22 protein-coding genes and 1 pseudogene are annotated in these 24,634 nt (G+C 72.7%); 14 read left to right on the forward strand and 9 right to left on the reverse strand.

The window, feature by feature from the left end:
* Positions 1-416: 416 nt before the first annotated feature.
* Both AB0C38_RS44195 and AB0C38_RS44200 read left to right on the forward strand, forming a co-directional pair.
* Positions 417-1,277 carry an AfsR/SARP family transcriptional regulator gene (locus AB0C38_RS44195; protein ID WP_360685712.1) on the forward strand — a complete coding sequence of 287 codons (861 nt, stop codon included), beginning with the start codon at positions 417-419 and terminating at the stop codon, positions 1,275-1,277.
* Positions 1,274-1,801, forward strand: a pseudogene (locus tag AB0C38_RS44200) (helix-turn-helix domain-containing protein). Before AB0C38_RS44195 ends, AB0C38_RS44200 begins: the two are co-directional and overlap by 4 nt.
* Before the next feature lie 90 nt (positions 1,802-1,891).
* On the opposite strand, the gene AB0C38_RS44205 reads toward AB0C38_RS44200, so the two are convergent.
* Both AB0C38_RS44205 and AB0C38_RS44210 read right to left on the reverse strand, forming a co-directional pair.
* On the reverse strand, positions 1,892-3,118 hold the full coding sequence (locus AB0C38_RS44205; RefSeq protein ID WP_191307830.1) for a DUF6596 domain-containing protein: 1,227 nt from the start codon (positions 3,116-3,118) through the stop codon (positions 1,892-1,894).
* Positions 3,115-3,504 (reverse strand): YciI family protein, encoded by a 390-nt coding sequence (locus AB0C38_RS44210; protein WP_310972070.1) that lies wholly within the window; start codon positions 3,502-3,504, stop codon positions 3,115-3,117. Before AB0C38_RS44210 ends, AB0C38_RS44205 begins: the two co-directional genes overlap by 4 nt.
* Before the next feature lie 133 nt (positions 3,505-3,637).
* On the opposite strand from AB0C38_RS44210, the gene AB0C38_RS44215 reads away from it, so the two are divergent.
* Positions 3,638-4,339: a wyosine base formation gene (locus AB0C38_RS44215; RefSeq protein ID WP_360685716.1), complete on the forward strand. Its 702-nt coding sequence runs from the start codon at positions 3,638-3,640 to the stop codon at positions 4,337-4,339.
* Here AB0C38_RS44215 and AB0C38_RS44220 read toward each other — a convergent pair whose 3' ends face one another.
* Positions 4,340-4,960: an L-threonylcarbamoyladenylate synthase gene (locus AB0C38_RS44220; protein WP_360685719.1), complete on the reverse strand. Its 621-nt coding sequence runs from the start codon at positions 4,958-4,960 to the stop codon at positions 4,340-4,342.
* A 206-nt stretch (positions 4,961-5,166) separates the two neighbouring features.
* Here AB0C38_RS44220 and AB0C38_RS44225 point away from each other — a divergent pair, with 206 nt between their 5' ends.
* Positions 5,167-5,787 (forward strand): DUF899 family protein, encoded by a 621-nt coding sequence (locus tag AB0C38_RS44225; protein WP_360685722.1) that lies wholly within the window; start codon positions 5,167-5,169, stop codon positions 5,785-5,787.
* A gap of 116 nt (positions 5,788-5,903) precedes the next feature.
* Positions 5,904-8,252, forward strand: a complete 2,349-nt coding sequence (locus tag AB0C38_RS44230) for a histidine kinase (RefSeq protein ID WP_360685725.1) — start codon at positions 5,904-5,906, stop codon at positions 8,250-8,252.
* Between the two features lie 27 nt (positions 8,253-8,279).
* Here AB0C38_RS44230 and AB0C38_RS44235 read toward each other — a convergent pair whose 3' ends face one another.
* Both AB0C38_RS44235 and AB0C38_RS44240 read right to left on the reverse strand, forming a co-directional pair.
* Positions 8,280-8,885: a response regulator transcription factor gene (locus AB0C38_RS44235; protein ID WP_360685728.1), complete on the reverse strand. Its 606-nt coding sequence runs from the start codon at positions 8,883-8,885 to the stop codon at positions 8,280-8,282.
* Between the two features lie 309 nt (positions 8,886-9,194).
* Positions 9,195-9,392, reverse strand: a complete 198-nt coding sequence (locus tag AB0C38_RS44240; protein ID WP_360685731.1) for a hypothetical protein — start codon at positions 9,390-9,392, stop codon at positions 9,195-9,197.
* Between the two features lie 455 nt (positions 9,393-9,847).
* Between AB0C38_RS44240 and AB0C38_RS44245 the strand changes: the two genes are divergently transcribed.
* Both AB0C38_RS44245 and AB0C38_RS44250 read left to right on the forward strand, forming a co-directional pair.
* Positions 9,848-10,594, forward strand: a complete 747-nt coding sequence (locus AB0C38_RS44245; RefSeq protein WP_360685737.1) for an AraC family transcriptional regulator — start codon at positions 9,848-9,850, stop codon at positions 10,592-10,594.
* Between the two features lie 175 nt (positions 10,595-10,769).
* Positions 10,770-11,375 carry a response regulator transcription factor gene (locus AB0C38_RS44250; protein WP_360685740.1) on the forward strand — a complete coding sequence of 202 codons (606 nt, stop codon included), beginning with the start codon at positions 10,770-10,772 and terminating at the stop codon, positions 11,373-11,375.
* A 16-nt stretch (positions 11,376-11,391) separates the two neighbouring features.
* Here AB0C38_RS44250 and AB0C38_RS44255 read toward each other — a convergent pair whose 3' ends face one another.
* The 3 genes from AB0C38_RS44255 to AB0C38_RS44265 all read right to left on the reverse strand — a co-directional run bounded on the left by AB0C38_RS44255 (position 11,392) and on the right by AB0C38_RS44265 (position 16,512).
* Positions 11,392-12,591: a histidine kinase gene (locus AB0C38_RS44255; RefSeq protein WP_360685742.1), complete on the reverse strand. Its 1,200-nt coding sequence runs from the start codon at positions 12,589-12,591 to the stop codon at positions 11,392-11,394.
* Positions 12,592-12,732: 141 nt separating this feature from the next.
* Entirely contained in the window at positions 12,733-14,163 is a 1,431-nt protein-coding gene (locus AB0C38_RS44260) for a SagB/ThcOx family dehydrogenase (protein WP_360685745.1), read from the reverse strand.
* Between the two features lie 51 nt (positions 14,164-14,214).
* Positions 14,215-16,512 (reverse strand): TOMM precursor leader peptide-binding protein, encoded by a 2,298-nt coding sequence (locus AB0C38_RS44265; protein ID WP_360685748.1) that lies wholly within the window; start codon positions 16,510-16,512, stop codon positions 14,215-14,217.
* 251 nt (positions 16,513-16,763) lie between these two features.
* Here AB0C38_RS44265 and AB0C38_RS44270 point away from each other — a divergent pair, with 251 nt between their 5' ends.
* The 3 genes from AB0C38_RS44270 (at position 16,764) to AB0C38_RS44280 (ending at position 19,485) form a co-directional block, all read left to right on the forward strand.
* Entirely contained in the window at positions 16,764-17,453 is a 690-nt protein-coding gene (locus AB0C38_RS44270) for a winged helix-turn-helix transcriptional regulator (RefSeq protein WP_360685751.1), read from the forward strand.
* A 119-nt stretch (positions 17,454-17,572) separates the two neighbouring features.
* Positions 17,573-18,145 (forward strand): hypothetical protein, encoded by a 573-nt coding sequence (locus tag AB0C38_RS44275; protein WP_360685754.1) that lies wholly within the window; start codon positions 17,573-17,575, stop codon positions 18,143-18,145.
* Complete coding sequence (locus AB0C38_RS44280) at positions 18,142-19,485, forward strand: copper resistance protein CopC (protein WP_360685757.1); 1,344 nt, start codon at positions 18,142-18,144, stop codon at positions 19,483-19,485. Before AB0C38_RS44275 ends, AB0C38_RS44280 begins: the two co-directional genes overlap by 4 nt.
* A 21-nt stretch (positions 19,486-19,506) precedes the next feature.
* On the opposite strand, the gene AB0C38_RS44285 is transcribed toward AB0C38_RS44280, so the two are convergent.
* Positions 19,507-20,172 (reverse strand): maleylpyruvate isomerase family mycothiol-dependent enzyme, encoded by a 666-nt coding sequence (locus AB0C38_RS44285; protein WP_360685761.1) that lies wholly within the window; start codon positions 20,170-20,172, stop codon positions 19,507-19,509.
* Between the two features lie 110 nt (positions 20,173-20,282).
* On the opposite strand from AB0C38_RS44285, the gene AB0C38_RS44290 reads away from it, so the two are divergent.
* The 4 genes from AB0C38_RS44290 to AB0C38_RS44305 all read left to right on the forward strand — a co-directional run bounded on the left by AB0C38_RS44290 (position 20,283) and on the right by AB0C38_RS44305 (position 24,340).
* The gene (locus tag AB0C38_RS44290; protein WP_360685763.1) at positions 20,283-21,002 is read left to right on the forward strand and encodes an MgtC/SapB family protein; all 720 of its coding nucleotides are present in this window, start codon (positions 20,283-20,285) and stop codon (positions 21,000-21,002) included.
* Between the two features lie 120 nt (positions 21,003-21,122).
* A complete protein-coding gene (locus AB0C38_RS44295; RefSeq protein WP_360685766.1) occupies positions 21,123-22,352 on the forward strand; it encodes a M protein in 1,230 nt (409 codons plus the stop codon).
* 39 nt (positions 22,353-22,391) lie between these two features.
* Complete coding sequence (locus AB0C38_RS44300; protein ID WP_360685769.1) at positions 22,392-23,660, forward strand: ABC transporter substrate-binding protein; 1,269 nt, start codon at positions 22,392-22,394, stop codon at positions 23,658-23,660.
* Positions 23,657-24,340 carry a CPBP family intramembrane glutamic endopeptidase gene (locus tag AB0C38_RS44305; protein WP_360685772.1) on the forward strand — a complete coding sequence of 228 codons (684 nt, stop codon included), beginning with the start codon at positions 23,657-23,659 and terminating at the stop codon, positions 24,338-24,340. Before AB0C38_RS44300 ends, AB0C38_RS44305 begins: the two co-directional genes overlap by 4 nt.
* Positions 24,341-24,634 lie beyond the last annotated feature (294 nt).

The raw sequence follows: 24,634 nt of genomic DNA on the forward strand, positions 1-24,634 counted from the left end.
GACCGATCGAGCCTCGACGGAGACCGGAGAAGGCGCTGTCGGCGGGGAACGCCGAACCCGTGCGAAGGGCACGGCTCCCGTCGTGCACTTCGCACGGATCCGTTGTGGAAGCTGTCCCGACACGGCGGGTGAGCACCGGCCTTCCGCCGTTCGCCCGGCCGGGCGGCATGATCCGGACGGCCAATCCGGCCGGGTCGGGAGTCCGCGGCACGCGGCCGCGAAACGTGCGGAACGCACGGGTCCGGGCGGAGAAACACAGTTCGACTCTGGTGGGCGGCTCACTGGCCGCACTCCGGCCGCTCTGTCACATTCGAATGTGGACAGCCGGGGGATCGACGGTACATCGGGAGTACATCGGTCCTGACGCGGCACTACTGGGGAGCCGGCACACGGCTGCACACTGGAGGCGTTCGGCAATGTACTCCGAAACTAGGCTAGCGGCCGGGGCAACCCCGCGGCCACGGGAACCATCCGAAAGTGTCGTCCGCTTCACGGTCCTCGGCCCGCTCGGCCTCCTGCGTGACGGCGTCGACTACGCGCCGACGACACCGAAGGTCCTGCAGCTGCTGGCCTTGCTGGTGGTCCGGCCGGGCCGGCTGGTCCACGCCGACTCGATCATGCAGGAGCTGTGGGCCAGCGACCCGATCCGCACGGTGCGGACCACCCTGCACACCTACGTCTACCATCTGCGGCGGTGCATCCAGCAGAGCGGGCTCGCGGAGAACGCCGACGACCTGCTCGTCACCAAGAACCCGGGCTACGTCTTCCGCATCGACCCCGCGCAGGTGGACGTCTTCCGCTTCGACCGGCTGCAGCACGAAGGGCAGGTCCTGCAACGGAACGGGCGGCACGACGACGCGGCGGGCCGGTTCCGCGAGGCGCTGGACCTGTGGTCGGGCCCGCCGCTGGCGAACGTCTCTTGTGGACCGGTGCTGCAGTCGTACGTGACCCAGCTGGCCGAGCAGCACCGCACCACGCTGCACCTGCTGGTCGAGGCGGAGATCGCCAGCGGACGGCACCGCGAGCTGATCGGCGAACTGCGGTCGCTGACCGTGGGCAACCCACTGGACGAAGCACTGCACGGGCAGTTGATGCGGGTGCTGGGCCGCAGTGGCCGCCGGTCCGACGCGATGGCCGTGTTCCGCGACCTGCGCCGCCGGCTCGCCGAGGAGCTGGGCGTCGAGCCGTGCGACGACCTGCAGCTGCTGCACCGCGAGCTCATCTCCGAGGGCGACCACAACCAGTTCCACCCCACCGCACGAAGTGAAGACCGATGACCGCACAAACCCGTACCTATGGCCAGTTTCTGCGGAGTGGCCCGCGCGATGGAGCTCGTCGGTGAGCGGTGGGCACTGCTCACCGTGCGGGACCTCGTGCTCGGCTCGAAGCGGTACACGGAGCTGCAGGCCGGGCTCCCGAAGATCCCGCCGAGCATCCTCTCGGCCCGGCTCGACGAGCTGGAGAAGTCCCGGGGTCGTCCGCCGGCGTGTGCGACCCGACCTGGACGCGAGCGTGGTGTACGAGCTCACCGAGTACGGCAGCGACTGGACCACGTCCCGCGATGGTCGACGACGGCGCGCTGAAGGTGACGGAGGGCCGCCTCCCGGACGCGGCCCTGGTCATCCACGCCGACCGCGGCCGGGTCCTCCTCGACGTGATCGGCGGCCGGACGAGCGCCGCGGAGGCGGTCCACACGGGCCGCATCGCGATCGACGGCAGGCTGGCCGACCTGGAGCTGTTCGCCCTGTTCTTCCGCATCACCGCGGCACCTTCGCCGCAGGAGGGCATCGTTGTCCACTGAGGACAGTGCCGTGGGTGGCCACCCCCGCGGTGGCCACCCACGAGCCCGTGCCGGGCCGCGGCACCCGCTCGGCCCGGCCACGCGCGCGAGTCACCCCAGCCGATCAGCCCGCCCCAGCAGATAACGCTGCTCGGGCCGGCTCGCGGTCGCCTCCGCCGCGCGGCGGTAGTGGGTTCGGGCGGCTTCGTGGTCGCCGGCCAGTTCCAGCAGGTGGGCCCGGGTCGCGTCGAGGCGGTGGCTCTGCTTCATCCGGCTGTCGTCCGCCAGGGTGGCCAGCAGCTCCAGCCCCCGTTCCGGCCCCTCCGCCATCGCGATCGCGATCGCCTGGTTCAGCGTGACCACCGGGCTCGGCGCGAGCTCCTGGAGCACCGCGTAGAGCTGGACGATCTGCGGCCAGTCCGTGGTCTCCGCGCTGGGCGCTTCGTCGTGCAGCGCGGCGATGGCCGCCTGTACCTGGTACGGGCCGACCGGGTGGCGGCCCAGCGTACGGCGGACCAGGCCGGCGCCCTCGGCGATCATCGCCCGATCCCACCGCCCGCGGTCCTGCTCGGCGAGCGGGACCAGTTCGCCTTCGGGACCGACCCGCGCAGGCCGGCGTGCGTCCGTCAGCAGCATCAGTGCGAGCAGGCCCGCCACCTCGCCGTCGTCCGGCAGTAGCGCGTGCACCCCGCGGGTCAGGCGGATCGCTTCGCGCGCCAGCTCGGGTGCCTGGAGGTCCGTCCCGGACGTGGCCGCGTAGCCCTCGTTGAAGATCAGGTACAGCACCTGCAGCACGACCCGGAGCCGCTCCGCGCGGTCGGCCGGGTCCGGTTCGCCGAACGTCGAGCCTGCCGCCGCGATGCTCTCCTTCGCCCGCGTGATGCGCCGGGTCATGGTGGCTTCGGGCACGAGGAAGGCCTTGGCGATCTGCGCCGTGGTCAGCCCGCCGACCGCGCGCAGCGTCAGCGCGACCTGCGAGGGCGGGGAGACCGCCGGGTGGCAGCAGAGGAAGAGCAGGGTGAGCGAGTCGTCCTCGTCGGACGGCCGGTCGTCGTCCGGCCCGGGCGCCACCACCGGCTCGCGGACCGCGACGGACTCCTCCCGCCGCCGCCGCGCGCTTTCGCTGCGCCAGTGGTCGGTGAGCCGCCGGGTCGCGACGGCGACGAGCCAGCCATACGGGTTGTCCGGCACGCCGTCGGCGGGCCACTGCTGCGACGCGGCGAGCAGTGCCTCCTGGACGGCGTCTTCGCACGCGTCGAACTGGCCGTACCGACGCACGAGCGCACCGAGCACCTGGGGCACCAGCGGCCGCAGGCGCTCCCCGACGGACGCGCTCACCCGCCGGTGAACCCGGATTCGGTTTCGGCGTCGGCGAAGAACACCACCGGCCGGACCTCGATGCCGAGCCCCTTGATCCCGGCGTCCGGGATCATCGCGGCCACCTCGTGGGCGCGCTCGGGCGAGGCGCACTCGACCAGGTAGAACCCGGCCAGGAACTCCTTCGACTCGATGAACGGCCCGTCGGTCACCGCCGGGACCCCGTCGGTCACCCGGACGACGGCGCTGCGGGCCGGGGCGTCGAGGGCCTGGGTGCTGATCATCTCCCCTGACTCCCGGATCCGGCGGATGAACTCGCCGTGGCCGCTCATCACCTCGTCCCTGTCCTGCTCGGACAGCGCCTCCCAGACGTCGGGGTTCATGTACATCGCCAGCAGGTACTTCACGTGTCCTCCCCGGATCCGGCCTTGCCGGTCCCGAACATAGCCGATCCGGGACCGCAACCCGCGAGTCGCCCGCGGCGGCGGCCCGGGAGCAGCATCGACACCTCAGCGCCGATCAGCCACGGAGGCCGCAACCATGTCCGACGTGTACGCCGATCTGGAGGCCGGGGCGGACGCCCTCGCGGACCTGGTGCACGCCCACGCGGGAGCCTTGCCGCTGCCGTCCGCCCGCGCGGTCGCCGCCCACCTCGCCGAACTGACGGTCGTCGCGCGGCGGGTCGTCCTGGCCGTGGAGGGCACCGGGACCGGGACCGCTCCCCGGATCACCGACGCCGGCCTGCTCGGCGACGCCGTGCTCGCCTGGCGTTCGGAGCACCGCAAGGCCGTCGAGCTGCTGGCCACCGCGGCCGGGGACGTCCCGTGGCCCGGTGGCCCGCTGCGGCCGTCCCTGCTGGCGGCGGCGCTGCTGACGGTCCTGTTCGCCCGCGGCCAGGACATCGCCGATGTGCCCGGCGCCCGGCTCCCGCGCGACGACGCCATCGGCCACGTCGCCTACTACGGCGCCCGCACCAGCGGCGACGTCTACGCCGGGCACGGCGGGCCGCCCGCCGGGCTGCTCCGGTTCGAGCTGACCGCGCCGTCGGGGACGCTCTGGGAATTCGGCCCCGCCGACGCGGCGGACCGGATCTCCGGCCGTGCCGAAGACTTCTGCCTGCTGTTCACCGGCCGTCGCCCGGCCGCCGGGCTGGCCGTCGAAGCCACCGGGCCGCGCGCCCGCCGATGGCTGGAACTGGTGCAGCAGCACAGAAATCCACTGTGGACGTCCGAATCGGACTGATCAGGCGAAGCGGTCCGGGTCGCCCGCGCCGTGGCGGACGATCTCCGCCTCCCCCGAGGAGAAGTCGACCACCGTGGTCGGCTCGACCCCGCAGTCACCGGAGTCCACGACCGCGTCGAGCACGTGGTCGAGCTCGTCCTTGATCTCCCAGCCCTGCGTCAGCGGTTCCGGCACGTCCGGCAGCAGCAGCGTGCTGGACACCAGCGGTTCGCCCAGTTCGGCCAGCAGCGCCTGGGTGACCACGTGTGCCGGGATGCGGACGCCGACGGTCTTCTTCTTGTCGTGCATCAGCCGCCGCGGCACTTCTTTGGTGGCCGGCAGGATGAACGTGTAGCTGCCCGGCGTCGCCGCCTTGATCGCCCGGAAGACCGCGTTGTCCACGTGCACGAACTGGCCCAGCTGCCCGAAGTCCTGGCAGACCAGCGTGAAGTGGTGCCGCCGGTCGAGCTTGCGGATCGCCCGGATGCGGTCGAGGCCCTCGGGGTTGTCGAGCCGGCACCCGAGCGCGTAACACGAGTCGGTCGGGTAGGCGATCAGCCCGTCGCGCCGCACCAGGTCCGCGATCTGGCCGATGGCGCGCCGCTGGGGGTTGTCCGGGTGCACGTCGAAGTACTTCGCCATGGCCGCGAGCCTAGGGCCCGGCCCGCGGCCGCGCCCGGCGGCCCGCGTCTCCCACCTTGCTCTGCCCGCTCACGAACCGGTGACCTGGCCCGGCGTCCGGGCGCACAATGCGCGGTGGGCACCGGCACACCGTACCCAGGAGGCGATCATGACCGAACTGGCGCTGCCCGGCCTGACCCGGCAGGCCCCACCCCGGGCCACGCCCCGTGCCGGCCGGGGCGTACCGGTTCGCCGGGCCCGCGGGCACGGTCACCCTGACCGGGTTGTTCGACGGGCATCGACGGCTCTTGGTGCACCACACCGTCCCCGATCGCAGCCGGCCCGCCGCCGTCGCCTCCGCCGAAGCGCTTTCGGCCGCGCTGCACACCCGGGACACCCGCCTGGTGATCGTTTCCCACGCCCCCTACACGAAGATCGAGCAGTACCGCAGGCACTTCGGGTGGGACCTGCCGGTGTATTCGGCGCTGGACACCGGGTTCGCCGCGGACTTCCCGGCGACGCGCCGCCTCGAGGGCGCCGGCCCCGGCGAGCACGACGACGGTCCCGGCCTGAGCTTCTTCCGCCAGGACGGGCGATCCGTGCTGCACACCGGCTCGATCGCGGTGCCGTACCTGGATTTCCTCGCGCTGGCCGGTGTCGCGCGGGGCCGGGGCCGCGGCTGGCGAAGCGGACCGGACGTTCGGCCGGAGCCGGACGCACGGCGGCACGGCCACCCTTCGCCGACTGTGCCGATCGTCGCCGATCCGGCCACAGTCACGGCCGAATGGCTTGGTGACAACGGTTACGTGCAGTACAGGGGGCCGCCTACTTTCGGGCCGGATCGGTAATTGGTAATACGAGCCGACGGGATGAGATAGGATTGGCCGGAAGCATGCAGACCGAGCTCAGCCCGGGTCACCGAACCCACTCCGTGCGACGCCACGACACCGGAGGATCGTTGCGCATGTCTCCGGTCGTCGACTCGAACCGCTCGGGCGCCCTTTCCGTGCCCTGGGGCACGAGCGCGGTCGACCGGCGGCCCAAGCTGGCGACCTACCTCGCCGGCTCGATCATCACCGTGGTCGTCGCCGGCTTCGGGGCCGTGCTGCTCGCCGGCCTCATCCCCCAGTCGGTGAGCCCGGTCGCGGCCGGTTACGCCATCCTCGCGGTCGCGCTGCTCCTCGCCATCCAGTTGCTCCACTTCAGCAGGCCGTCGGTCCGCCTCGACACGAGGACCAGCCGGGTCCTGCTGGTCGTGCTGGCCCTGCTGGGCTACGTGCCGGTCTTCACCTTCGACGCCGTGTGGTCGGCGATGCCGGTCTTCTTCGGCGGCGCGGTGTTGCTGGTGCTGCCCGCCCGGTTCGCGTGGCCCCTCTTCGGCCTCAACCTCGCCGCGGTGCTGTGGATCGAGCTGCGCTACGACACTCCGCTGGAGGCGGTTTACACCGTCCTCGGCCTCGCCGTCTACAGCCTGGTCTTCGCCCAGCTTCCTTTGATCGCCCGGATGATCCGCGAGCTGCACCTGGCCCGGACCGAGCTCGCCCGCCGCGCGGTCGCCGAGCAGCGCCTGGCCTTCGCCAGGGACCTGCACGACCTGCTCGGCATGAGCCTCTCGGCCATCGCCCTCAGGGGTGAGCTGGTGCACCGCCTGATGCGCAAGTCGAGCGAGCAGGCGCAGGCCGAGCTGGCCGAGATCACCGCCATCGCGCAGCGCACGCTCTCCGACGTCCGCGCGGTGTCCCACGGCTACCGCGCGTCGCTCGAGAAGGAGTTCCGCACCGCCCAGTCGCTGCTGACCGCCTCCGACATCGCCGTGCGGATCCACCTGGACCAGGGCGACCTGCCGGTCCAGGCGCGCACCCTGCTCGCCAAGGTGCTGCAGGAGGGCGTCACCGACGTCCTGCGCCACAGCGACGTCGAACACTGCGAAATCGCGGTCCAGCAGCGGCGCGGCCGGGTGTCGCTGGAGATCGTCAACGACGGCGTGGGCCCCGACGACCTGCCCGCGGAGTCCGAGCTACTCGCCCGGCTGCCGGACGAGGTGGCCGCGCTGGGCGGCACCGCGCGCAGCGGTATCGGCGAGGACGGCCGGTTCCGGCTGCTCGTCGAGCTGCCGCTGCCGGACCGGGTCGAGCCGCCGTCCACCGACGACGGCACCCAGCCGGCCGACGCGGAGTCGAGGCGGGTCCGGGTGCTCCTGCCGGTCATCTTCACCCTGTTCTGCCTCATGGCCGTCGTGCACGAGCTCCTGCTGACCACGAACGGCTGGCACATCGCGCTCGTCGCCGGGTCGCTGGCGGCGCTGCTGACCCTGCAGTTCGCCTACTTCAACCGCCCCTCCACCCGGCTGCGCTCGGGCCAGAGCATCGCGATGCTGTTCGTCCAGGCCTGCCTGATCTACCTCCCGATGCTGCCGCTGCAACGGGACTGGGTGAGCTGGCCGTCGCTGCTCATGGGCTGCGCGCTGCTGGTCCTGCCCCCGGTCGCCGGCTGGCTGGTCTTCGCCGCGAACGCCGGCTTCTACCTCTGGCTCGAGTACGTCGCAGGGCAGGCCCGCGAAGACGCCCTCTACGCGGTGACGTTCTCCGCCGGCACGGTGATGGTCGGGCTCATCGTGTTCGGCATGCTGTGGCTGGTCCGGCTGGTCGCCGAGCTCAACCACAGCCGGCGGCGGCTGGCCGAGACCGCGGTCGCCGAGGAGCGCCTGCGCTTCGGCCGCGACCTGCACGACCTGCTCGGCATGAGCCTCTCGGCGATCGCGCTCAAGAGCGAGCTGACGGCCAGGGTGCTGCCACTGGACCGCGACCGGGCGGCCGAGGAGCTGGTCGAGATCCTGGGCCTGACCAGGCAGGCTCTCTCCGACGTGCGCTCGGTGGCCACCGGCTACCGGGAGCTGTCCCTGGACAGCGAGTCCCGCTCGGCCCGCTCCGTGCTCGCCGCCGCCGACGTCCGGGTCCGGATGGAGATGCTCCAGGACGAGCTGCCCGCGCCGGTCCGCACGGTACTGGCGGTGGTGCTGCGGGAGGGCGTCACGAACGTGCTCCGGCACAGCCGGGTGGAGACCTGCGAGATCGCCCTGCACCGGGTCGACGGCGGAGTCAGCCTCGAGATCGTCAACGACGGCGTCGAGCGGTCCGGCCCGCGCCCGGTCACCCCGGCCGATCCGGCGGACGACGGAGCCGCGCGGCCCGGCACCGCGTCGGGCAGCGGCATCGGCAACCTGTCCCACCGGGTGACCGACCTCGGCGGCGAGCTCACCGCCGGCGTGGTGGACGACGGCCGGTTCCGGTTGCGCGCCGTGGTACCCGTCTGAGAGCCGGTTTCCCGGGCGACCGGCGCTTCAGATCCAGCCGGACTCCTGGGCCCGCCGGATCGCGTCCACCCGGTTGCGGGCCCCCAGCTTCGACACCACCGTCGTCAGGTAGTTCCGCACCGTGCCCGCCGACAGGAACAGCCGGGCCGCCACCTCGACCGTCCCGTACCCCTGGGAGGTGAGCCGCAGCACGTCGAGCTCGCGGCCGGTCAGCGGGCAGTCGTCGCTGTCCCAGGCCGCCAGGGCCAGGGCGCCGTCCACCATCCGCCGTCCGGCCGCGACGCCGCGGACCGCGTGGGCCAGCTCGCCCGGCGGCGCGTCCTTCAGCAGGAACCCGCTCACCCGCGCGTCCAGCGCGCGCCTGAGCGTGCCCGGACGGCCCAGGCCGGTGAGGATCAGGGTGCGGCAGCACGGCAGCTGCTCGCGCAGCTCACCGGCCGCGGTGAGGCCGTCCTTGCCCGGCAGGTCGATGTCGATGATGGCGACGTGCGCTTCGCTGGCCCGGGCCGCGGAAAGGATCTCGGTCCCGGAAGCGACTTCGGCCACCACCTCGATGTCGGGCTCCAGCCCCAACAGCGCCACGAGCGCGCTCCGGACTATGTGCATGTCTTCAGCCACGAGCACTTTGATCACGAGGCGCCTCCGCCTTCACAACTTCCCCAGGGCCTCAGTTAAACATTTCCGCGGGACTCCCGGTTGGGCCAAGAGGGTTCACCTCGGAAAATGCACGTGGACCTCGAAGCAATTCGATCCGACCACAGCAGAACGCGCTCGGACGACTACCGAAGGTAGAAAAGCAATAGGTGCATGGTGGGAAATTTCCCACCGACTGTCGCCAGTGGATGTCAGGCGCACGCCGAGGGAGCCGGCCTCCGGGGCGAATGCACCCGGGAGACCGGCTCCCTCAGGCCCGGACCAGCGCGGACGGCAGCCGGAACGGGCTCACGCAGCGAGTTCCACGTCGCGCAGCGCTTCGATGTTCGTCCCGCAAACGGAGAAGCACACCCTCGAGTCGACGCGGCTCCCCCACTGTTCGAAACAGTCGATCACGAGACCGGTCTCGATCGAATCGGCGTTTTCGACCTCGACCCCCAGATCGACGAAAAGCGCGCGGACGTCAGCGGAAATACGTGCGGACATTGAGATCTCCCAGTGGCGAAGTAGAAAGCTTCACGTGCCATAAATAGTCCGCTCGCGGACCGTCGGGAACCAGTGCTCACATCACCGGGCATATGTGCTTTATGTCTGCTCCGCGCAGCGCGGCGACTGCCCCGAATGGAGTAGCAGAGGGCAGCCAAACGACCGGATAACGCCGTTTCGCTCACTTTTCGCGTTCGCGCCGCCGCGATACGCGACGGGAACGCACGGCCATCCATCGGAGGACATACCCGGCCGGGCCGCCGGAACCGCGGTAGGCGGGCCCTATGCAAAACGCATGTCCGGCCCGTGCGAAACCCATCCGGAACGGTGCACTGAGCACTTAAGAAGTAGACAGCGTCCGACCTAGAGTTCTTGTCGACAAGCATTCCGCCAGCGGCCACGCGTTTCACAGGGGAACGCGGCCACCGACGCCAGGCGAGGGGAGGAGGGCCACCATGGACGAGGTCGTACGACAGGCCATGGCGCGCGCCATCACGACCATGCGGGACCACCTGGGCGACCGGCTGACCGTCGACGACCTCGCCCGGGCCGCCATGTTCAGCAAGTTCCACTTCACCCGTGTGTTCCTGCGGGCGACCGGGCTTTCCCCCGGCCGGTTCCTGTCGGCACTGCGGCTGGCCGAGGCCAAACGGCTGCTCGCGACGACGAGCATCTCCGTGGCCGGCATCAGCCACCAGGTCGGCTACAACAGCGTCGGCACCTTCAGCGCCCGCTTCAGCGGCAGCGTGGGGCTGTCGCCGAGCGGCTACCGGCAGGCCAGGGGCCTGCCGCCGCGGATCCCCGAACGCGCTGACCAGGCCCCCTCGGGCAGCACGCTGCGCGGGAACGTCCACTGCCCGTACGGGACCGCCGGCACCGTATTCGTCGGCTTGTTCCCGGCGAAGATCACCGAAGGCCGTCCCGCGCGGTACGCGATCCTGTCCGGGCCGGGACCGTACGCGCTGGCCGACGTGCCGCCCGGCGCCTGGTACGTCATCGCCCACACCTTCGCCGCCGGCTACGACGACGACCGCGGGCCACGGCCCTACACCGGGCTCGCCGGCCCGGTGTCGGTGCACCGCGGGGTCACCGCCGTGCTGGCCGACGTACGGCTGCGGCCGCGCCACAGCTTCGACCCGCCGGTGCTGCTGGCGCTGCCGGACCTGCGGCCGTCGGCCGTCCGGCGGCCCGTGGCGGTCTGAACGCGTCCACCGAACCGGGGAAGGCGGTCACGCCGGGCTTCCGGCCGGCGATCGCGCGTCGTGGGGACGGCGCCGATCGCCGGCATTCCGGGCGGCGGAAATTGCTTTCCGGCGGGATCCGGTGGCGTACCATTCTCACGGGGAGACGTCCCACTGGGGGAAGTGAGGTCACACCGTGATCAGAGTTTTGCTGGCCGAGGATATGGATATGGTCCGCGGCGCGCTTGTCGCCTTGCTCAACCTCGAATCCGACATCGAAGTGGTCGCGGAAGTCGATTCCGGCGACGAGATCCTCCCCGCGGCGAAGGCGGCCCATCCGGACGTCGCCGTCATCGACATCGATCTGCCCGGGAAGGACGGTCTGACGGCGGCCACCGAGATCCACGAAAGCCTGCCGGAATGCCACACCCTGATCCTCACCAGCCTCGGCCGGCCGGGCACCGTCCGCCGCGCCCTGGACGCCAAGGTGAACGGCTTCCTGCTGAAGGACGCGCCTTCGGACAAGCTGGCGAACGCGGTCCGCTCGGTGGCCCTCGGCCGCCGCGTCATCGACAGCGAGCTCGCCCTGTCCGCCTGGGAAGCCGACGACTGCCCGCTCACCCCCCGTGAGCTGGAGATCCTTTCGCTGGCCGCCCGCGGCCGCAACGTGGCCGACATCGCCGCGGACCTGTTCCTGTCGCCCGGAACGGTCCGCAACTACCTGGCCGCGTCCGTGACGAAGCTGAACGCGCGCAACCGGGTCCACGCGATCCGGATCGCCACCGAAGCCGAATGGCTGTAACGGCTCCGGACGCCGTTCACCAGGCCGGTGCCCGCAGCGGGACGACCGCGCACAGCCGGTGCGTCCCGTCCGGCCGCACCCCCACCGACAGCTCGCCGCTGAGGGCTTCCACGCGGTAGGTGAGGTTCCGCAGCCCGGAGCCGCAGTTCTCGCCCGCGGGCGGGTCTTCGCCGGCGGGCGGGACCCCGTCGTTGGCCACCTGCAGCCGCACCGCGCCCGCCACCGCCACGACCGAGAAGTCGCACCAGGCGGCCTTGCTGTGCCGGATGACGTTCGTGACGCTCTCGCGCAGGACCGCCGCCAAGGTCGTCGCCACCGGCGACGGCAGGTCGGCGGGCAGCTGCCCGTCGAAGCCGACCGTGATGCCCGCCGCCCGCAGCACCGAGGCGGCGGACCGGCACTCCTCCGCCAGCGACATCTCCCGGGACCCCGCCGCGATCGCCCGGACGTCCGCCAGCCCCTTGCGGGAGATCGTGAGCAGTTCGGCCAGCTCGGCCTGCGCGGCCTGCGGGCAGTCGTCGACCAGGCGCCGGATCAGCTCCACCCTGAGCGTGATCGCCGAGAGGCTCAGGCCGAGCAGGTCGTGGGTGTCCCGGGAGAACCGGCGGCGTTCCTCGGCGACCACCTGGGCGGCGAGCTCCCGCCTGCCGTCCTCGTCCGGGGCGGCCGCCCCGGCGAGCCACGCCAGCCCGAACACCGCGAAGGCCGTCACCGCGGTGAGCAACGCGGCTCGCAGGCCGTCCGCGACGGCCGCCGGTCCGGCGGCCCGCACGGCCAGTGCCCCGGCCCCGGCCGTCACGAGCACCAGCACCGGGACGGCGACGCGCGGCCGGGCCACCAGCGGCAGGCTGCCCAGGAAGAAACAGCTGAACACGGCCCATGCCGCGCCGAACTCCAGCTCCGGGGCCAGGCCCAGCACGGCCTGCAGCGCCAGCGCGGGGCCACGGAACCGGGTCCGCCCGCGCCCGAACGCGGCCAGGTGGACCAGGACCAGCGCCCCGCCGCACCCGCAGGCGGCCAGGACCACCGCCCGGTCCGCCGCCTCCTGCAGCGGGGTGAGGAGACAGAGCAGCCCGATGGCGACGCAGCCGCCGGCGTGCGCGAACCGGCCCGGCCGCAGCGGGAACGGGCGGCCCGCCGGACCGTCCACGGCCCCGGGCCGCGCGGGTCCCGCCCGCGGGACGAAGCCACGACGGACCCGGCGCTTTCCGGGCACGGCCGGACCGGCCGGTTTCGCTAGAGAAACCACCGCTGCGCCTCCCCAGTACCCCCAGTTGCCCCCTCGCGGAATCTCCCCAAATGTCCGCCCGGCAAATCTAACAGCCGGAACCGCGATCCGGGCGTTCCCGCCGCAGGCTCACCCGGGCAAGTTCAGGACACATTCGCCGACGCTGACCTCGGCGGGCCACTCCAGCTTCAGCGCCCGGTCGACGCGGTCGCCGGCGTCCACGGGCACGGCGTGCGCGGTCAGCCCCATGGCCTTCGCGGCGAGGGAGAACACCTGCTGCAGCGCCCCGACGTGGAGCAGGGTCGTGGCGTACGCCGCCCCGCCGAGGGCCCAGGCGATCCGCGACATGCGGGCCGTCATCGTCAGCAGCGCCGACGGCCGGGCGTGGCCGCCCGCGGCGACCATCGCCATGTCCAGCAGGCCGTCCAGGACCGGGGGGTCGTCGTTGATCAGGGTGAGCGTGTGCCACAGCGGGTCGTAGTGGTAGATCCCGCGGGCCAGGTCGTCGCAGCGGTTGATGCCGACGTAGATCTCGAGCTCGTACAGGCAGCCGACGCTGAAGTACGGCCGTTGCGACGCCTCGTGTGCCGGGCCGCCGGGCAGGTGCGCCGGGCCGACCGAGCGGACCCGGGCCGCCCGGAACAGGAACTCGCCGATCTGCCGCGCCGGCAGGGCGCGCTCGCTGAGCTCCGGGCAGGTGTGGTCGCGCTCGAGCAGGCTGGTCAGCGTCGGGTCCCTGGCCGCCAGCACGGCCGGGTCCGGCCGGTACAGCGGGAACGTCGGCCCCGCGATGACCTGCTTGACCACGGGCGGCTCGCGCATCTCGCGAGCCGCGTCCGGATCCGGCGCCGCCCCCTTCTGCCAGGTCCGGCTGCGGGTGTGGAACAGCAGGTCGCCCGGCGACCAGACACTGAGGTCGGGCCCGCCGGACTCGGCGAACCCGCCGTCGGGCCGGGCGAGCAGCACCACCCCGGCGGCGACCAGGAAGGACAGGACGTCGGCCACGACCGCCGAGGGCACCCCGGCCGTCCCGGCCAGCTCGTCGACCGTTCTCGGCGCGGCCAGCGACGACGCGATCACCACGGCGGGCGAGCTGGACAAGGCGACCTTGTACCGCGCTCCCGGCGACTCGGCGAGCAGCGTGCCACCGTCGGCGCGCAGCGAGGTGAACCGCGAGAGCCGGACGCGCCGCGCCGCCGGCAGCGGGCCGACCGGGAACGCGGGGTTCTGCGTCACCGGGATCGCCGACAGCAACGGCCCCTGGCCGTCGTTGAGCGCGAGGGAGTGCACCACCGAACCGGAGAGCCGGGTGAGCACCTTCCGCAGCGACACCCGCGACTCGTCCTGGCCGGCCACGGCCAGGTTGGCCATGGTCACCGGGCCGAGCGCCATACGGTCGAGCGACGCGCGGACTTCCTCGGGCGTGCCGCGGAACTCGTACTCCCCCCACCAGGAGATGGCGACGAGCGTCCCGTCGTCCGCGGCTTCGAGCAGGGTGTCCTCGGTCAGGGACAGCAACCGGATCGTTTCGGCGCGTCCCTCCGGGCTGTCGGCGGTCAACGGGTGCTCCTACGCGAGGGGTGAAGTGCTCTTCCGGGGCACTCCAGGGTGCTAGAGGAAGATGGGGAACGGATTGAGCCGCTCGTACGGCGTCGGCTCGGCGAGCCTGCCCAGCCGCACCGGAACGTCGAACAGTCGTCCGGGCGCGTAGCGGGCCCAGAACGGCCGCAGCCCCGGCGCGAGCACCTTGACCACCGGGATCCCCACGTCGGGCCGGGTCTGGTCGAGCACGAGCAGTTCCGTGCCGGCCGCCGCCAGCGTCCGGCCCAGCGCCACCACGTCGTCGCGCACGTCCGGGCGGTGGACGAACCGGAAGTCCGCCGGGACGCGCATCCGCACGCCCGCGGCGGGCCGGAGGTACGGCTGGTTGGCGACCGTCGCGTACCGGAGCCAGCGGGCCGCGTCCGGGTCGTCGAGCTCGTGTCCGAAGTGGAGCACGTCGGGGATCATCTGGTTCAGCTCGGTGACCGCGCGGCGGAGGGCGATCCGCGGGTCGAGGTGGGCCCCGAAGCCGAAGATGACGTGCTCGTGCGGCCCGTCGGTGCGCCGCGAGAGCGCCACGACCACCGGGACGCCGAGGTCCGAGGTCACGTCGAGCGCCCACAGCTCGCGGCCGATGCCCGCGTAGCCGCCGATCATCTCCTCCAGCCACGGATCGCCGGCGGACGCGAGATCCACCCCCGGCACCGGCGTCCGGTTGTACCACCACAACGCGACGGCGTCCCGTTCGACGAGCTCCAGGGTGCCTTGCAGGATGGCGTCCTCGAGGCTGCTGCCGGCCGCCGCGCCGTTGGAGTCCGGGCGCAGGCCGCGGATCCCGCAGCCGGTGGGCGCGCCGTAGTACAGGAACCCGGTCGGCAGGAGGCGGCGCCGGCCCGCCAGCGTCCACACCGGGGTCCAGTCGATCACGGCCGAGGTGTCGAAGGGCGCGCCGACGTGCTGGAACAGTCCGTGCGCCGCGTTCCAGGCCGCGCGCTCCCGGTACTGCCGCTCGGCGAACAGCATGCAGTCGTTGGGGTGGACCGCCTCCGCGCCGAGGTCGTCGAACGAGGCCCGGATCCGCAGTTCGTCACCCTGGAAGTTGCCGGAGAAGCGCTCCGCCGCTTCGCAGAGCGCGCCGACCTCGGCGTCGAGGGGACTGACGCCCTTGCCGCCGTTCTCCCCGCGCAGCCCGGCCTGCAGCCCGACGACGCCGGTGAGGGCGCGGGCGATGTTCGTCCCCGACCGGTAGGCGTTGACGAACGGCGGCGCCGCCGGGTCGGGCCGGACCGCCTTCACGATCCCGGTGACCGGGCTGACGAGGTGCCGGTACCGCTCGAGCATCTGGGCCGGCGTCGCGGTGCGGTGCCCCCCGCCGGCCGAGGTGGCCTTCCGGGCCTCCCGCAGCTCGATCGGCCGGGCGGACCGCTGGGTCACGAGCGTGGCGTCCCCGCAGCCGGGGCACTGCGGGCGGCGGCGCAGCTCGTGCAGCTCGCCCTGCAGGCTGAGGGTGTCGAGCACCCAGACGCTCTCCTGGCCGCGGTGGCGGTAGCCGGCCAGCCACTTGCTGGCCTCCAGCGCCACCAGGTGGGCCGCCGCCGCGGTGAGCGGCGGCAGCGCGGCGGCGGGGTGGCGCGCGGGGCCGACGTGACCGAGGACCTCCTGGGCGCACGCTTCGGCGTGCCGGTGGGCCCACAGCCGGTTGGTCAGGCACAGCCAGCACGCCGACTCGTGCGGCCGCAGCACCGGCCCGATCCAGACCTGGGCGCCGAACGGGCGCGCCAGCAGCCACGGCCGTCCGGTGCGGCGGTGCTCGGCGTCGACCTCGCCCAGCCGCGGGTCGAGGTAGTCGGTGCACAGCACCACGCTCAGGTCGGGCTCGCCGGTCCCGCCGACGACGTCGAGGGCCGCGCCCGCCAGCGCCTGCTCGACGGGCCGCGTGTCGACGTCCTCGCCGACCGCGATCAGCCGGACGCTGCCGCGGGTGTCGCCGGCCGCGACCTCGCCGGCGTCGATGCCGCACGCGTCCCAGTAGGCGAGCTCCCGTTCGTCGGCCCCGGGCCCGGCCGCCTCGCGCACGGCCACCAGGCCCGCCTCGACGAGCTGGGCCACCAGCGCCGCGACCTCCTCGGGCGCCATCCCGTCCGGCCGCGCACCGAGCACGTCGGCCAGTTCCCACGTCCCGTCCAGCAGCGGCGCGAGCGATTCGATGCGGGCGCCCCGCATCGCGATGACCCCGCGTTCGGAGAACAGGTAGGCGCCGTTGCCGTTGCTGACCTCGGCGCGCAGGTGCCGTTTGAAGCCGAGCACGCGGCCGCGCGCGTGCGACGTCGACGGGTGGAAGGCGGGCTGTACGGCCGATCCGCTCATTTCAACTCCCTGCCGCCGGTGCGCACAATCCGAGAAACCGGATTCTCCTCCGGCGGCCGGACCTGCGGCCAGTGCGCGGCACACCTGCCCGGGTATGCGAAACACACGGCATTTCCCGTGAAATCCACAGCGAAGGCATGCGCACAGCACTGGCCCGGCGGCCGAGCGGGTCGTCAACCTGGCTGGATCCCGAGCGCGCTAGCCGACGGGCGTGCGCGCGCGTCCGATGCGACCCACAGTGAGGACCGAGTATGACGACCACACGCACCTACGGACAGTTCTGCGGCCTGGCGCGTGCTCTCGAAATCATCGGCGAGCGGTGGTCCATGCTCGTCATCCGCGACCTGATCCTCGGCCCGAAGCGCTTCACGGACCTGCAGCGAGGCCTGCCCCGCATCCCGGCGAGCATCCTGTCGTCCCGGCTCAACGAGCTGGAGCAGGCCGGCGTCGTCCGCCGCCGCGTCCTGCCGCAGCTCGACGCCGGCCTGGTCTACGAGCTCACCGAGTACGGCAGCGAACTGGACCACATCCTGCTGGACCTCGGGCTGTGGGGCGCGCGCTCGCTCGGCTCCCCGAAGGGCGACGACGTCTTCACCACCGACGCCGCCATCCTCTCGCTCTACACGACGTTCCAGGAGGAAGCCGCGCGCGGCGTGCACGTGACGTACGTGCTGCGCCACAGCGACTCGCTGATCATCCACGCCATGATCGACGACGGAAGGCTGAAGGTGAGCAGCGGCGACCACCCCTCGGCGGACATCGTCATCGCGCCGCAGGGGCCGGAGCTGATCAACCTGGTCAACGGCAACCTGACCGCGGCCGAGGCGATGGCGTCCGGCCGGGTGAAGATCGAAGGCGCGTTCGCGCACCTGGAGCTGTTCACCAAGCTGTTCCGGATCCCCCCGAAGCCGGAGCTCTCCGACGGCCTCACCCTGCACTGAGCCGCCCCGGGGTGCGGCCGGCCGACCCGGCGAATTGGGCAATCCGGAGTAACGGAGCGGCCGCCGGGAGCTTTATCGTCGGAAGGCCGAGATTCGGTCCTTCGAGAAGGGGCACTTGCATGTCGACCTCCGAGTTCGTTCGGCCGGCCGGCTTCCTGGGGACGCTCAACGGGAAGTACCACAACCGGGCCCTCGCCGTGTTCATGGTGATCGTGCTGGCCCACTGGGCCGAGCACATCGTCCAAGCCGTGCAGATCTACGGGCTCGGGTGGCCCACCTCGCGGGCGCGGGGAGTGCTCGGGATGCCGTTCCCGTGGCTCATTTCGCAGGAATGGCTGCACTACGGCTACGCGCTCGTGATGCTGGTGTTCCTGTGGATCCTGCGGTACGGCTTCGCCGGCCGGTCGCGGCAGTGGTGGAACCTCGCGCTCGGCATCCAGTTCTGGCACCACATCGAGCACCTGCTGCTGTTCATCCAGGCGCAGTCCGGCTGGCGGCTGGCCGGGCAGAAGGTGCCCACCAGCATCATCCAGCTGCTCGTGCCGCGGGTGGAGCTGCACCTGTTCTACAACACGATCGTCACCATCCCGATGATCGTGGCGGTCGTCCTGCACCGGCGCGCCTCGGCCGCCGAGCGTGAGCTGACCGGCTGCGTCTGCGGGCAGAAGCCGCTGGCTCTCGCCGCTTCGTGAGCGGCCGGTCCGCGCGGCGGGCACTGGCCCTGCTGGCCTTCCTGGCCGGCTGGCTGGTGCTCGGCGCCACGCCGGCTTCGGCCCACGTCGAGATCGTCTCGTCGACCCCCGGGGACGGCGCCCGCCTGAGCGCGGCGCCGTCCCTGGTGTCGGTCACGCTGTCGGAGAACGTCGGCATCCAGCCCGGGTCGATCAAGGTCGTCGACCTCGCGGGCACGCAGGTCGACTCCGGGCCGGTGTTCCAGCCCGGTGACGTCGCCGAACAGCTCGCCGTGCGGGTGAAACCGAACCTGCCGGACGCGAGCTACCTCGTCGAATACGCCTTCGTCTCGGCCGACTCGCACCCGGTGCGCGGCACGTTCGCGTTCGTCGTCGGCACCGGACCGCTTGTGACATCGGCGGGCGCGGTGTCCGCGGCGACCGGCACGGACCCGGGCGTCGACTTCGTGTCGACGGTGGTCCGCTGGCTGGCCTACCTGGGCGTCGTCCTGCTCGGCGGGCTGGCGTTCGCCGTCCTGTGCCGGCCGGCGGCCCGCACCGACCGCCGCGCCCGGCGGCTGCTGCGCTGGGGCATCGGCCTCGTGGCCGTGACCACCGCGGCGGCGTTCGTGCTGCAGGGCCCGTACGCGGCCGGCCGGAACCTCGATGCGGTCTTCGACACCGGCCTGCTGGCGGACACGCTGCGCGTCGCCTACGGGAAGCTGCTGCTGCTCCGGCTGGCCGCCGTCGTCGCGCTGGCGGTGCTGCTGCCCCGGTTGCTGCGGCCCGGGCTGCCGGACCGGCTGCGGTCCCGCTACGAGAACCTGGCCATGGTGACCGGCTTCCTGGTGCTGCTGACGTTCTCGGCCACCGGCCACCCGGTCACCGACCCGATCATGTTCGTCTCGGTCTCGGCGGACCTCGTGCACTTCGGGGCGATCGCCGTCTGGGCGGGCGGGCTGGTCCAGCTGGCCCTGTGCCTGTACCGCCCGGCTCCCGACGAGGACCTGGCCCCGGTCGCGGCGCGCTTCTCCGGCCTCGCGGCGGGCGCGGTGACCGCGATCGCGATCAGCGGCGCCGTGCTGGCCTTGCGGATCATGCCGTCGCTGTCCACGCTCTGGACGACCCGGTTCGGGGTGCTGGTCCTGCTCAAGATCGCCGGCTTCGCGCTGCTGCTGGCGGTGGCGAGCCGGTCGCGCCGCGCGGTGCGCCGGGGCCTGACCGGCCCGGCGGAGGGCACGACGAAGACGGTGACGGCGGACCTGCGCCGTCTGCGGCAGGCGGTGGCGGTGGAGGTGCTGCTCAGCGTCGTGGTGCTGGCGCTGGCGGCGATGCTGACGGTCACCCCACCGGGCGGCTGAGGCACGAACGGGTCGGCCGGGCTAGACCCCCGGCGACCTCGGCGGCGTGAACGGCCCCCAGCTGAACGCGGGCAGCCACGGTCCCGGCGCCGCGCTCCACTCCAGCGCCGCCAGCTGCCCCGGCGACCGCCGTCCGGCCAGCGCCCGGTACAGCTCGTGCGCGGGAGCCGTCAGCGTCGCCACCGGCCGGCCCGTGCCCACGGTCCACTCCGAGCCGCCCGTCGTGCGCAGGCGCAGGGCCGGCAGCCCGCGGCCCGCGACCGAGCCCGAGAACCCGCGGACCAGCACCTCGAAGCTCGGCGCCCAGGCCGCGTGCTCGGCCGGCGGCGGCATCCCGAGCGCCGCGCGCAGGTCCAGCTCGTGGGTGTAGGCGTCCATCACCATGATCTCGCCGCTGCGCCCGCCCGCCCGCGCGAGGCGCCGGTCGAGATCTTCGCCGACGTCGTCCCAGCGATCGAGCAGCTCCGGGACCGTCGAGGCCGGCGAAACCGGCGGCGTGCCGCCGTGGCGCTCGAGCACGCGCTCGGCGATCGCGATCAGGTGACCCAGCAGGTCGGTGACGGTCCACTCCGGACACGCCGGCACCGGGCGCCGGTGCGCGCCGGCGCGGGAGCCCAGCAGGGCTCGGACGCCGCGCCGCACCTCGGGGTAGCCCACGAAGTCCGGGGCGAGCCGACTGGCTGTCACGCGTCCCACCTCACCTGGCACGATCGGGGCTTTCGGCCCAGTATGCCCAGGTGACGGCCCCTGCGGTTCTCCCCGCGTGCCGACACCGACGACCCCGGGAGGTAGTGATCTTGCCCACTCTGTGGTCCACCTCGGCGCAGTGGGACCTGCTGCCGCCGGTCCTGCTCGCGCTGGTGCTCAGCGTCGCGATCGGGCTCGAGCGCGAGGCCGGCATGAAGGCCGCCGGGCTGCGGACGCACAGCCTGGTCGGCGTCGGCTCGGCCGTGTTCATGCTGGTGTCGAAGTACGGTTTCGCCGACCTGCTGAGCATCGACCACGTCGCGCTCGACCCGTCGCGGATCGCCGCGCAGATCGTGTCCGGCATCGGCTTCCTCGGCGCCGGCCTGATCTTCGTCCGCCGTGACGCCGTGCGCGGCCTGACGACGGCGGCGACGATCTGGCTCACCGCCGCGGTCGGCACGGCGTGCGGCGCCGGGCTGCCGGTGCTCGCCGCCGGCACGACGATCGCGCACTTCGTGGTGACCCGCGGCTTCCCGCCGCTGCAGCGGTTCGTCGCGCGGCACCGCCGCGAACCACCGGTCGTGCAGCTGAGCTACGTCGACGGCCACGGTGTGCTGCGCGCGGCGCTCGCCGTCTGCACCGGGCGGGGGTGGGTGGTGCACCACGTCGACGTCGATCACGAGTCCACTTCCGAGGAGGGACAACGGATCGCGGTCGTGCGGCTGCGCCTCGACGGGCGCGGTGATCTCTACGACCTCGCCGCCGAACTCGCCGAACTGCCCGGCGTCCGGAGCACGTCCACCGGTCCCGGGGAACCGCTCGACGAATGATCGCCCGCCCGGGCAGCGCGCGGGGGCGGGTTTGCGGCACACTGGGGTGCATCCGGAATTCCCCGGCACCGCAAGGAAAACGTGCGGCCGAGGAGAAACCATCCAATTCGGAGGTGAGGCATGGCCCCCGGCGGTGGCGAGGACGTGGCGCGGGCGCAGCCCGGATTCGACCTGGCGTGGCGCGGTTTTCACCGCGCGCAGGTCGCGGAGTACGTCGCGTGGGCCGAGGCCGAGATACACAGAATCGCCGCCGAACGCGACTCCGCGCGGCAGCGCGTGACCGCGCTCGTCGAGGACAACCGTGAGCTCCGGGTGAAGATCGACCGGATCAGCCGGACCCCGATCGAGCCGGACGCGCTGCAGGAGCGCTCGCGCCGGATGATCGAGCTCACCCGCGAGGAAGCGACCGAAATCACCGCGAGGGCAACGGAAACGGCCGAACGCACCCGGCGCGAGGCCGAGCGGGAGGCGGTCCGGCTCACGGAGAAGGAGCGCCGGCTGGTCGCCGAAGCCGAGGCCGAGGCCGAACGGCGGCGCACCGAGCACGAGGAGTTCCTGCGCGCGGCCGAGCAGCGGCGCCGCGAGCTCGACGAGGCCGCCGCGCACCGCCGGGCCCGGCAGGAAGAGGATCACAGCCGCGCGATGACGGTCCGCCGCGCCACCGCGATGCGCGAGCTGGCCGAGCAGGAAATGGCGGCCCGCGCGAAGGTGGATCAGCTGGTCACCGGCGCGACCCGGCGCAGCGAAGACCTGGTGACGAGCGGGCAACACAAGCTGGCAGCCGCCGAGGCCGAAGCCGCGAAGCTGGCCGCCGAAGCCACGAAGCGCAGCGAAACGCTGGTCACGATGGCGGAGGCCAAGTCGGATCAGCTGGTTGCCACCGCCGAGACCGAAGCCGAAAGGCGGGTCGCGGCCGCCGACACCCAGGCGAAAAACCTGGTCAGCACCGCGGAAGCCAAGGCGAAAAAGCTCGTCACGACCACCGAGACCAAGACCGGGCGGCAGGTCGCGGCCGCGGACGCCAAGGCCAAGAAGCTCGTCAGCAACGCGGAGGCGAAGACCAAAAGGCTCGTCACCACCGCCGAAGCCGAGTCCGGACGCCTCGTCGCCGAAGCGACCCGGACCGGGGAATCCCTGGTCGAAGCCGCCCAGCGCGAGGTCACGGCCCTCACCGAGGTGCGCGACAAGCTCCACGCGAGCCTCACCGGCTGCCGTTCCCTCCTGGCCGACGCCGCCGTCGCCCTCGACGACCGGCCCGCGCCGTTCGATCCCGAGGCCACGCTTCCGATGTCGAAGAGAGTTCCCGTCCAGCGGCGGTCCCCGGCGGATCTCACCGACGCGGTGGGCTGATCCCTTGCCCGCCGGCCGGGCAGCCCTCATGATCGGACCGTGAGGCGAACGAAGATCGCGCTGGTCGCGGCGCTGGCCGCGGGCGCCCTCAGCGCGTGCGGGGACGCCTCGGGCGTCACGATCAACCTGTACGTCTCGCCGGAGAACAACCTCCAGCACGTCGTCGACGCCTGCACCGCGGCCGCAGGCGGCCGCTACCGGATCGAGTACCACAAGCTGCCGCGCAGCGCGGACGGCCAGCGCGAGCAGATGGTCCGGCGGCTGGCCGCGGAAGATCCGTCGCTGGACGTCCTCGGCCTCGACGTCACGTGGGTGCCGGAGTTCGCCGAGGCCGGCTGGGTGGTGCCGTGGACCGGCGCCGCCGAAGCCGAGGCGACGCGCGACGTCCTGCCCGGCCCGCTGTCGACCGCGCGCTGGAACGGGAAGCTGTACGCGGCGACGAAGCACACGAACGTCCAGCTGCTCTGGTACGACGACCGGCTCACGCCGTCCCCGCCGAAGACGTTCGACGAGATGATCTCTCAGGCTCAGGCCCTCAAAGCCGCGGGCAAGCCGGCGAACGTCCTGTTCACCGGCGCCCAGTACGAGGGCCTGGTGGTCTTCTACAACACGCTGGTCGCGTCGGCGGGCGGGCACATCCTGTCCGACGACGGCAAGTCCGTGCTGATGGACGACGGCGCCGTGCGCGCGCTCGAGGTGCTGAAGACCCTGACCACGGCCGGCGTCACCGACCCGTCGCTGGGCAACTCCAAGGAGGACGAGGTCCGGCAGGCGTTCCAGCGCGGGCAGGGCGCACTGGAGCTGAACTGGCCGTACGTCTACGCGTCCTACGCGAAGGAGAAGCCGCAGGACCTCGCGCACGTGCACTGGGCGCGGTACCCGTCGGTGGTGCCGGGGCGCCCGAGCCGGGTCACGATCGGCGGCTTCAACCTGGCGGTCAGCACGTATTCGCCGCACCAGGCGGAGGCGTTCGAAGCCGCGTTGTGCCTGCGCAGCTCGGCGAGCCAGAAGTACCAGGCGATCGAGGACGGCCTGGCGCCGACCACGCGCTCGGTCTACGACGACCCGGCACCGCTCGACCCGGCCGACCCCGGCTCGACCATGGCGGCGAAGTTCCCGATGAAGCCGGACATCCTCGCCGCGCTGGCCGACGCCGCCGTCCGGCCGCTGACCCCGGCGTACCAGAGCCTGTCGACGGTGATCTCCAAGGTGCTGTCCCCGCCGTCGGCGATCGACCCGGCGGCCACCGCGGCCGAGCTGCGCGAACGGCTGGCCGACGCCCTGAACTCGCGGGACATCATCCCTTGATCCGGGTGTTCGCCCTGCTCGCGGCGGTCGTGACGCTGGCCGCGTCGACGACGCTGGCCAACCGCGTGCTGCCGGGCTGGGCGTACCCGGTGTGCGGGCTGGTGGCGGCGGCGGTGCTCGTGGCCCTGGCCCGCGCGGCCGGGCTGTCGTGGTCCGACCTGGGGCTGCGGTCGTTCCGGCGGCCCGCCTTGGCCGGTCTCGCCGGGGCCGGGCTGGTCGCGGTGGTGTTCGGGATCGCGCTGGCGGTGCCATCGCTGCGCACGGTGTACCAGGACGGCCGGGTCGGCACGCCCGACTTCGGTCAGCTGCTGTGGCTGACGTGCGGGCGAATCCTGTTCGGCACGGTGCTGATCGAGGAGGTGGCGTTCCGCGGGGTGCTCCCGGCCCTGTTGGGCGCTCGGGACGACCGCTGGCGCTGGCTCCCGATCCTGGGCGCGGCGGCGCTGTTCGGGCTGTGGCATTTCCTGCCGGCGTTGGCGATCGGCCGCAACGCGGCGGTCCACGCGGTGTTCGGCTCGACGCCGGCGGTGGTGCTGCAGGTCCTGGCCATGGCGGCGGCGGGCGTGGCGGGGATCTTCCTGCACTGGTGGCGCCACGCGGGCCGCGGAGTGCTGGCCTCGGTGATCGTCCACTTCACGACGAACGCGGGCGGCCTCACACTGGCGGTGCTGGTGCGCTGAGGGCGAGCGCCCCCGCCGACCGGCGGCAGCCTCCCCTGGACCGTGCACGACGAACGCGGGCGGCCTCACGTTGGCGGTGCCGGTGAGCGGCCCCGCCGGCCGAGCGGCGACAGCCTCCCTACGGCGATGCTGGTGCGCGTTCCGGCCGGGCGGCAGCGGCCCTCGGCCGCCGTAGCGCAGGCCGTTCCCAGCCGCGCGGCTAGGTGTGATGTCCGGGGAGGTTGGTCAGTCGGGTGACCGGCGGCTTGCCGCCGGTTGAGCTGTGGGGTCGGTGGTGATTGTAGAAGTGCAGCC

This window comes from Amycolatopsis sp. NPDC048633 (assembly GCF_040650695.1).
GTDB lineage: Bacteria > Actinomycetota > Actinomycetes > Mycobacteriales > Pseudonocardiaceae > Amycolatopsis.